Here is a 9,057-nt window from a genome sequence, read left to right as displayed (position 1 = left end):
TAGGAGACACGCCGTTACAAGTCCTGGTTGCGGGCAGCTACGAATATCCGGCCTGGTGTCCGCTGAGTGCCGAGCAGCAATAGGGAGTTATCAGCCGTAGAACCGGCCTATGGGTGTCCTATTCTGCGGCCGAGTCATCGAGTATCTCCGATACAGATTCCCGAGGCGGGTAGATAGGACAGTTCAGCCCTCGCCAGCTGGGAGGCCCGCTCCTGGGCGGCAATCCTCTCAGGAAGGACGTAGGATAACTATAGGATTAAGAGGGAAACGCTCTACCAGCAATCATGCCCTGGGACTATAGCCACCCCCGACTTGGGCGTATCTGGGACTGCGGCTTCCGCAGCTCTGGCTGCCAACAGGACCAGCACTGGTGCCAGGACACCACGGACCGCCGATGGTTCGCCGATCCATAAGGAACCCATAGCGCCCTTTGCTCTACTTTATTGCGGACTTAGCGGCCGGCTTCGTCCGCATGGCCCGGTTTCTCAAGCCCAGCGGTACCCTGTGCGTGGTCGTGCCGACGAGATCGAAGGCTATACCGGGCAGGCGCTCCAGGCGTTCATCGCTGCGGGCAGCGACACCGGGGACAACGACGGCCAGCGGGCCGCCATTGCGGAACGGCAGCTCCTGTTGGCCGGGGCCCTCGTAGACGTACTCAAAGCGGCGCTCCCAGCGGCGTCCTTCGAGCTGGACACCTGCCGCCAACCCAGCCGCCTGTATGGCCACGGGCTGGCCGACCTGATCGCGCTGGCCAGTATTGCAGAGCTTTCCCAAGTCACTGGCCCCGCGAAATTCGAGTCCGCCTACGCGTTGCTCCGCACCGACCCGGAAACGGTGGAGCTGCGTATTGAAGACGGCGGACCGCGCTAAGTTCCTGATTTTTCTACACTGCGTCTCGGCCGCTCGGCCTGCTGGGTCTGGTAACAGGCAATGTGTCAAGCTTGGGACAGCCGCTACGGACGGGCCTCAAAACTGGCCTCATGCAGCCGCCTGTACGCAGCGGTACCCGTGAGGGCCACATTCTTGGCCGCAAGATCGACGGGCAGCTTGCCGGCTGCGGTGCGACGTTTGGCATCGGCCCCCCGGTCGAGCAGCAGACCAATCACCGCCGGCGCGGGGTTCTGCGCCGCCGCCCAGTGTAAGGGCGTCCTGCCGGTCTCAGTCCGCGCCTCCAACGCCGCCCCCCGGTCGAGCAGCAGACCAATCACCGCCGGCGTAGATCTCCGGGACGCCCAGTGTAAGGGCGTCCCGCCAATCTTGTCTCGCGCCTCCAACACCGCCCCCCAGTCGAGCAGCAGGCTAATCACCGCCGGCGAGCTACTGCTCGCCGCCGCCACGTGTAAAGGCGTCAGACCGCCTTCGGTCCGCGCTGCTAGATCCGCCCCCCGGTCGAGCAGCGCTTGGACCCCGGCAGGAGTCGCCGCTGCCAACCACGCCGCGTCCAACAGCGACTGGCCCAAGGCCGGGCGAGCGCAGACCGCCATCAGACACAGGACGCAGAGGAGACGAGTCAAGAACCGGCGGAGGCCCGGAGGGGAGCCGATCAACAGGAAGGGTTTCCAGTGGGGCGCCATAGCCAGCTTCATTTTTGGAAAGTTTTTTCGCTTCCACGAGGTAAAACCCCGTGCTATGAAGCACTTACCTACCCCCCAAAAGCACATCATCCTGCTTTGGCTTCCAGTCTCACTTTTTTGGGCCGTCCGTGTTAGCGCCGAGCGGTCGGCTGATACTGCTGGTCGTGGCCGGCTCCCTTCTCAAGAGGCGCACTCCGCCCGCTCTTGGTCCCGCCCTCGGGCAAAGACTCCCGGGCGCTCTATCTGATAAGGGGGGAAGTGTCAATCTTCAGTCCCAGAGGATTAGCTCCTCACCCACAATCTCCGCCGTCGCTCCGCTCAGATCGAACTGATCGGCATAGGTCGCACTCCCCAGCCGCACTACCGTCGCCGTGCTGATTGCTTCCCCGGCCGCCGAGAAGGCCCACCCCCGCAGCAGCCCCACGCCCGCACGCGGAGTACTGCCCTGCGGCCCCTCATGGACCAGCGGGGGCATTTGTACAGAAACCTACGGTTTGGCGAATGTTGACCAACAGCATCACAGGAATTTTCAGCCATTGCCTCGTGCTCTCGATAAAGTAAAAGAGGAACCTAAAGAAAATATTGGCCAGTCAGGAGAAGCCGGGCTTCGTCCCTCTCAAAATCCCACTAAGATACGAACCGCTCCGAGTTGGCCAATCGCCCCACCGATGAGATAGGGCGCATCCGGCTGTCTCGTCATCTGACAAAGGCCACCGCCAATGAAAAGCCAGTCGTACCAGCTTCTTCCCGAAGCGAACTGGAACGGAAACCCAATCAGTTACCACTCGCGGTTGGTGATTCCAGCCACGTCGCGGATCTCCGTCACGCGGCCATTCAGCAGTCCCCCCACCTCGGTCACGTCGAACAAACGATTCCACATGGGTTGCAGAAATCCGTTGGGGTTGGTGAATGCCAGTCCTTGAGGGCCTAAGGCTCGACCAAGTCGGCTGTCGTGGCTGAGAAAGCCCCACCCTTTGTAGCCAAGCGTCGCGGTCGCCAACAGGAACTTCCCACCAGTGCCAACGCCAATCGCCTCATCCACGTAGAAGAATTCAAATGCCGGACGGAATAGTCCTCCAGTCGCAGGGTGAACATAGCCTACCGTAGTCCGCCATTGCTCACCGTCCGTGCCGCCCGTGAACATCAGGCGAGAGTTGTACAGGGCGAGATAGCCACCAGGCGAGGTTCTCTGCCCAACCTCTTGGAGTTGTACCGAGGCAATCGTTTGCCACCCATCCTCCAGTGCGTCGCGATACGAGAGCTTGGTAAACCACATATCGGGGCCGAAGCGATCTTGTGAGACATAGCCGCCACCAACCCCAAGCGAGCCAGGAAGCAGGACGCCGGTGGGGAGACGGTATTCACCCTGGGCTTCCCACGCCGCCACTCCCGTGCCACTGACAGTCTGAGCAGCGAGAATGAGATCGCCCGCGTCTGGAGCTGCGGCCAACGCACGAAGGAATCCGCCCCCATAGGTGAGGGGTGACCCACCGCCGCGAAAGACCGGAGTCCACAGCGCGAGATTCGTCGTCTCGCCACCGTCGTTCACCCGTTGATGAAAGTCCACCATGCCCGGATGGAACAAGGGATTCTGCACTTGGAATCCCTTGAATGCCCCTCCAGAGGACTCTTTTTCAGGGTCCCAAAACGAGTGGGCGATGCTCATCGCGCCGAGCGCAAACACAAGTACGACGGTAACGCTGACGACTCCCACAGACTTCCGTAGTCCCTTCACGGGGCGATACCGCAGGCGCGCCGTTAGGCTCCGCATTACGCTTCTCTTCGTTCCCGCGCCATCAGACGCGAGACGGTGGCGGGATGGAGGCTGAAGAAGCGCGCCTGCGTCTATTCCTCGATGTCGCCCCATCCAGAACCCGATTGCTCCACGATCTGGGCCACTCATGATCATGGCTTTGCCAAAAATGCGGTGGCCTGCGCGAGTTCCGGACGTTCGGTATCATGATCAGCGGTCAACGTCTGCAACTTGGCGTAATGCTCGCGGGCCGCCTGGCGGTTGCCTGCTGCTTCGGCAGCGCGACTGGCACTGTACACGACTCGGAAACGGTTGGGGTCACGTTGCAAGGAGCGCTCGAATTCGGTGAACGCTTGCGCTGGTTGGTTGAGCGCTAAGAGCATCTCGCCCAGCAGTCCCCGTAAAGGGACAACATTCCCCGGAGTCACCGGCGCTTTGTCACTGGCTTCTTCTGCTTCGGCGGCGGTGCGCATTAACTGAATCGCTTCCTCATCGCGCTTCTCCGCCAGCGCGATCCAGGCATGAATCGTCTTGATTTGAAAGTCCGTCTGGCTCGCCCAGTAGCCGATCTTGGCTGCCGTTATCACGTCCTTAAGCGCCTGCAATCGCTCCACATCCTTGCACGCCGCCGTAACCTCTCCACTGCGCGCCGCACCCAAGCCGCGAGCGAAGCCTAGTAACCCGAATCTAAAGTTCGTGGCATAAGTGGTGCTCACCCCGGTGACAGAACCGTTTGACGGCAGCGAGGATCTCGTCGGCAGACTTTGTCCATTTGAAGGGCTTCGGGGCGGCGTTGTGGGTGGCGATAAAAGCGCGGATGTCCGCCTCCAGCTGGCTCGTCGAGGTATGCACGCCCCGGCGGAGCTGCTTGCGCGTCAGTTCGGCGAACCAGCGTTCGCCTTGATTGATCCAAGAGGCAGAGGTCGGCGTGAAGTGGACATGGCAGTGCGGCCGCCGCGCCAGCCATGCCTTGACCGCGGCGGTCTTGTGGGTGGCGTAGTTGTCCATGATGATGTGGATGGCGAGGTTCGCGGGGACGCGGGCATCAATCTCCTTCAGGAAGGCGAGGAACTTCCGGGCTCGATGCCGCCTGTAGCACTTGCCAATGACGAAGCCCGTGGCGACATCAAGGGCCGCGAGCGGTGAGGTCGTGCCATGCCGGACATAGGTATGGGTGCGGCGCTCGGCCATGCCCGGCAGCATTGGCAACACAGGCTGCTCACGGTCGAGGACCTGGCTCTGCCTCTTTTCGTCAACACAGAGCACCACCGCCCGGTCCGGGGGAGATAGATAGAGCCCGATGATGTCGCGGACTTTCTCGACGAACAGCGGATCGCCGGAGAGGTGAAACGTCTGCGAGCGGTGGGGCTGTAAGCCGAAGGCCGTCCAGATCCGGCGAATCGTCGTGTGGGAGAGGCCACTCGCCTTCGCCATTGAGCGGAGGGACCAATGGGTCGCATCGGCCGGCGTGGCAGTGAGCGTCCGCTCGATGACTCGGGCCACCTCGGCATCCGCTATGGTCCGCGGCCGGCCCGGCCGCGGCTCGTCCCATAAGCCTTCGACGCGGTTCTTCACGAAGCGGCGCCGCCACTTCCCGACCGTATGCTCATGCACCCCGAGCTCCGCTGCGACGACCTTGTTCGGAAGGCCCTCGGCGCAGCGCAGGATCAGGCGGCAGCGCTCCGCCAGTAAGCGCGCGATCCGGTGCCGGCGCACCTGGCGCTCAAGATACGCCCGTTCTTCCTCGCTGAGCACCACCGCCGCCACCGGGCGGCCAACGCCGCGGCCCATCAGCATCACCTCCAAATGGCCAATTTCGATGGAACCTATATAATGATCTGAACTTCAGTTCCAGAGGACTAGCGCCGCGGTCGGGAAGTCCTGAGTCGCCTGCCTGGCTTCCCGCCCGCCATTCGGGGCTCCAACGGCCCGCTCGGGCTACGCCGACTGATAAGGGTCAACGTGTCAACGTTCCAAGATGGGGAACGCGCGGCGCTGCTGGGGGCCACATTTCATCGAAATTTCACATTCGTCTGTGTTGATCGGCCGGCGACTGATAACGCCCAAAGTGTCAAGCTTGGAGACCGGCGCGATTTGACACGCCGCTTCCTGATCTTCCAAGATACAAGGGCCTTTCAAGGGGCATCTAGTAATGGAGAGGAGGAGAGATGGCCGCCCGCATCTCCCACGCCGACCGGTCGGAATTGACGCGCCGGGCTCTGCTCCACGCAGCCCAGGAGTTGTTTGCCACGCAGGGGTATGCCGCCACCTCGGCCGTAGCAATAGCACGGCGCGCTAAGCGGAGCCAGGGCGCGCTACAATATCACTTTCCCGACAAAGTCGCGCTCTTCCAAGCCGTCTATGAGGAAGAGAATCTCGCATTTTCCCACTTCATAGTGGCGCGCATCCAGGACGCGGAGGGGGATCTCTGGCAGCGGGAGGTAGTGACGGCGTGCCAGGCGTTTGTGGAACGGGCCGCCGACCCGCGCGTACGGCGATTCTCTATCTGGATGGCCCAGCCGTACTCGGCCGGGCCGCCCTGCAACAGACGGGGCCGGGTCTGGAGCAGTTCCGCCAGGCGCTGGAGCCGTTAATGGCCGAGGGCCTGCTCGCCCCGCTACCGCTCAAGCCGTTGATGCAGCTGCTGTGGGCGATGCTCTTTGAGTTGGCGCGCCACATCGTCTATGCCGACGATGTAGCCACGGCTCAGGCGGAGGCCCTCTCCCTGCTGCTGCGGGTTTGTGACGGGCTGCGGCCGCGCCCCGCAGAGCGCAGTTCTCCCGTCCGATAAGAGGTGATGTGTCAAGCTTCGGGCAGGTTCAAGTCACGTCGTTCCCCACGCCTCCTCCCTTTCCTCGGACAGAGGACAGGAAACGCGCCAGAGGGAGCTGGGGCGCACCGCCACGCGTCAGACCAGATCACTGAGGGCCCGTCTGGGGCTCCACCGCACGGATGGGGGCGCGCGCCTAGTCCCGGACATTCCGCGCGACGATGAACCGCGCGCCGCAGGCCCGCGCGGCCGCCACCTGCAGCGCGTCCTCGAAGTCCGCTATCGGTAGCGCCGCTGCGTGACGGAAAGCCTCAGTGCTGGTCGCGGCCACCGGCACGAAGCGGGTCAAGTCGAAGAGAAAATCCCCGGCACTGCCCCCACCATGCGACGGCGCGACGATAAGGTCCGCCGCCGGGCCGGCGTGCGGGTGCCGGTCGAGAGCAATGGCGACGAGAATATCCGTATCCAGGAGGATCATTGCAGGTACTTCTTCGCCAGGGCGTCGTACCGGGGGTCGTCTCGCTCGGCGGCCTGAAACTTGCCCCGCCAGCGTGCAGCGAAGGACGGCGCGTGCTCGCCCGCCACTTCCCTCAGCGCCTGCTCAATAAGCGCCGACAGCGACACGCCCCGGGACCGGGCCTAGCGCTTGGCACGCGGGAGGAGGTCGGCGTCGATGGTGATGGTGAGCTTTTACTTCATCGGGAGAAGGCGCCCTCTCTTTCAGTATACTGCTTCTGTCATGGAGTATACTGCCTGCGGTTCGAGACTCTCTGCCTGGCGACACCGCCCGACCGGGTCTGCCCTTGACCGCACCGAGCGCCCGGTGCTACGGGAGCGAACGGGAGAGAAAAGATATGGATATCGGTCTCTACGCCACCACCCATGGCTTCGGCTATCGGGACGAAGTGAACTTTCTGGCCCGTTCGATCAGCGCCGAGGATATGCAGCCGGTCCAGACCGCCCAGCTGGCCGAACGCCTCGGCTATCACTCGATGTGGTTCCCCGACCATGTGTGCATGCCGATGGCCTCGACCAGCGCCCATGTGGCCAACGCCTCGGGCACGCGCGCCTATGAGTCGCGGCACACCATGCTCGACGCCGCAGTCGTCATGGGCGCGGCGGCGGTCAGCACCAGCCGCCTCAAGCTCGGCACCAGCGTGCTGATCGCGCCCTACCGCAACCCGCTGAGCGACGCGCGCCAGTTTGCGACTATCGACCAGCTGTCGAGCGGCCGGCTGTTGTTTGGCGTCGGGGCCGGCTGGATGCAGGAGGAGTTTGACGCCCTCGGCCTTGAGTATGCCAAGCGCGCGGCCCAGACCGAGGAGTGCATTGAGGTCTATAAACGCGCCTGGGCTGACGAGGCGGTCGGCTTCCAGGGCCAGTTCTACCGCTTTGACGCGGTGTCGATGGACCCCAAACCCGTTCAGCGCCCTACCCCGCCGATTATTTATGGCGGGGTGACCGTGGCCGGCGCCCGCCGAGCGGCGCGCCTGTGCAACGGCTTCTATCCCATTTTTCTGGACTCGCACGCCGAGCCAAGCCGTTACGCCAAGGCCCAGGAGGTCATCCGTCGTGAGCTCGAGGGCCAGCGCAAAGACCCGGCCGAGTTTGCCATGATCGGCGTCAGCTCAGCCCGGCTGACCGCAGCTGACAATCCGCAGGCACGGGCCAATCCCCGTCGTATCTGCACCGGCACGCCAGACCAGATCCTGACCGATCTGGAGCGTTTTGCCCGGGCCGGCTATTCGCTGATCGTGTGTTTTTTCGATTGTCCGTCGGGTCAGCGCCAGGAACTCGAAGAGCAGATGCAGCAGTTCAGCGAGCAGGTCCTGCCCCAGGCGTCCGGCATTGTCGCCCAGGGCGGCTGGAAAGCCCGGGTGTAAAAGCAGGCCAGGAGCAGACTAAGCCGAGAAGGAGCGGTCATGAGTCAGATTGCCTTTGGTTTTTTCGATCATCTGGAGCGCCGCCAGGAACCGCTGCACCAGTTTTATAGCGGCCGGCTCGAACTGCTGAAAATGGCCGACGAGGCGGGCATCTACGCCTACCACCCGGCCGAGCATCACGCCACGCCGCTCGGCATGGCCCCCTCGCCAAACGTGTTTCTGGCCGCCGCAGCCCAGTGCACCCAACGGATTCGCCTCGGCCCCCTGCTGTACCTGCTGCCGCTGTATCACCCGCTGCGTCTCGTCGAAGAGCTGTGCATGCTCGACCATCTGAGCAACGGCCGGCTCGAAATCGGGGTCGGACGAGGGGTCTCGCCCTACGAGCTGGCCTATTTTGAGGTGCCGTTTCTCCAGTCGCAGGCCATGTTCAAGGAAGCCCTCGAAGTGGTGGTGGCCGGCCTGCGGGGCGAGCGCCTGTCATACACCGGCAAATACTATGACTGCACCGACGTGCCTCTCGAACTCCACCCCCAGCAGACCCCCAACCCGCCCTTCTGGCACGGGGTGACCAGCCCCCGCAGCCTCCAGTTTGCGGCCGAGCGTGGCATGCACATGGTCGGCGGTGGTCCGAACCCGGGTCTGAAAGAGATGGTCGCCCACTATCGCGAGCTGTGGAGCCAGCATCGTGATGATCCGAACAATCTCAACCCGCATATCGACGCGCCCATTATCGGCGCCCTGCGCCACATCTATGTGGCCGAAACCGATGCGGAAGCCGAGGCGATTGCCGGCCCGGCCTATCAAAAGTTCTACGACAACATCATGAAGCTGTGGAAAGACTTCGGCACGGTCCACATCTTTTTTACGCCCGAGTTGTCGGTCGCCCGTAAGCTGGACGTAGCAATCGTGGGTTCGCCGGCGTCGGTCCAGGACCAGTTGGCCCGGCTGTGCGAAGATACCGGCTGCAACTACCCGACCCTGGCCTTTGCCTGGGGCAGCCTGAGCCAGCAGCAGTCCCAGCGTTCGCTGGAGCTTTTCGCCACCAAGGTGATGCCGGCCTTTGTCTGAGCCGGGGAC

The 9,057-nt window shown here is 63.2% G+C and carries 10 protein-coding genes; 5 read left to right on the top strand and 5 right to left on the bottom strand.

The window, feature by feature from the left end; all coding sequences use genetic code 11:
- Positions 1-504 precede the first annotated feature (504 nt).
- On the top strand, positions 505-870 hold the full coding sequence (locus tag J4F42_07720; GenBank protein ID MCE2485386.1) for a hypothetical protein: 366 nt from the start codon (positions 505-507) through the stop codon (positions 868-870).
- An 83-nt stretch (positions 871-953) separates the two neighbouring features.
- On the opposite strand, the gene J4F42_07715 is transcribed toward J4F42_07720, so the two are convergent.
- The 4 genes from J4F42_07715 to J4F42_07700 all read right to left on the bottom strand — a co-directional run bounded on the left by J4F42_07715 (position 954) and on the right by J4F42_07700 (position 5,124).
- A complete protein-coding gene (locus tag J4F42_07715) occupies positions 954-1,574 on the bottom strand; it encodes an ankyrin repeat domain-containing protein (protein MCE2485385.1) in 621 nt (206 codons plus the stop codon).
- Positions 1,575-2,352: 778 nt separating this feature from the next.
- A complete protein-coding gene (locus J4F42_07710; GenBank protein ID MCE2485384.1) occupies positions 2,353-3,288 on the bottom strand; it encodes a hypothetical protein in 936 nt (311 codons plus the stop codon).
- A 191-nt stretch (positions 3,289-3,479) separates the two neighbouring features.
- Entirely contained in the window at positions 3,480-3,941 is a 462-nt protein-coding gene (locus tag J4F42_07705; GenBank protein ID MCE2485383.1) for a hypothetical protein, read from the bottom strand.
- 73 nt (positions 3,942-4,014) lie between these two features.
- A complete protein-coding gene (locus tag J4F42_07700; protein MCE2485382.1) occupies positions 4,015-5,124 on the bottom strand; it encodes an IS630 family transposase in 1,110 nt (369 codons plus the stop codon).
- 371 nt (positions 5,125-5,495) lie between these two features.
- On the opposite strand from J4F42_07700, the gene J4F42_07695 reads away from it, so the two are divergent.
- Entirely contained in the window at positions 5,496-5,921 is a 426-nt protein-coding gene (locus tag J4F42_07695; protein MCE2485381.1) for a TetR/AcrR family transcriptional regulator, read from the top strand.
- The gene (locus tag J4F42_07690; protein MCE2485380.1) at positions 5,921-6,118 is read left to right on the top strand and encodes a hypothetical protein; all 198 of its coding nucleotides are present in this window, start codon (positions 5,921-5,923) and stop codon (positions 6,116-6,118) included. Before J4F42_07695 ends, J4F42_07690 begins: the two co-directional genes overlap by 1 nt.
- 175 nt (positions 6,119-6,293) lie before the next feature.
- Here J4F42_07690 and J4F42_07685 read toward each other — a convergent pair whose 3' ends face one another.
- The gene (locus J4F42_07685) at positions 6,294-6,575 is read right to left on the bottom strand and encodes a hypothetical protein (GenBank protein ID MCE2485379.1); all 282 of its coding nucleotides are present in this window, start codon (positions 6,573-6,575) and stop codon (positions 6,294-6,296) included.
- 376 nt (positions 6,576-6,951) lie between these two features.
- On the opposite strand from J4F42_07685, the gene J4F42_07680 reads away from it, so the two are divergent.
- Both J4F42_07680 and J4F42_07675 read left to right on the top strand, forming a co-directional pair.
- On the top strand, positions 6,952-7,980 hold the full coding sequence (locus J4F42_07680; GenBank protein MCE2485378.1) for a TIGR03619 family F420-dependent LLM class oxidoreductase: 1,029 nt from the start codon (positions 6,952-6,954) through the stop codon (positions 7,978-7,980).
- A 39-nt stretch (positions 7,981-8,019) separates the two neighbouring features.
- Positions 8,020-9,048 carry an LLM class flavin-dependent oxidoreductase gene (locus J4F42_07675; protein MCE2485377.1) on the top strand — a complete coding sequence of 343 codons (1,029 nt, stop codon included), beginning with the start codon at positions 8,020-8,022 and terminating at the stop codon, positions 9,046-9,048.
- Positions 9,049-9,057 lie beyond the last annotated feature (9 nt).

Source organism: Desulfurellaceae bacterium (assembly GCA_021296095.1).
GTDB lineage: Bacteria > Desulfobacterota > Binatia > Bin18 > Bin18 > JAAXHF01.
This window is presented reverse-complemented; position numbering and strand designations above follow the sequence as displayed.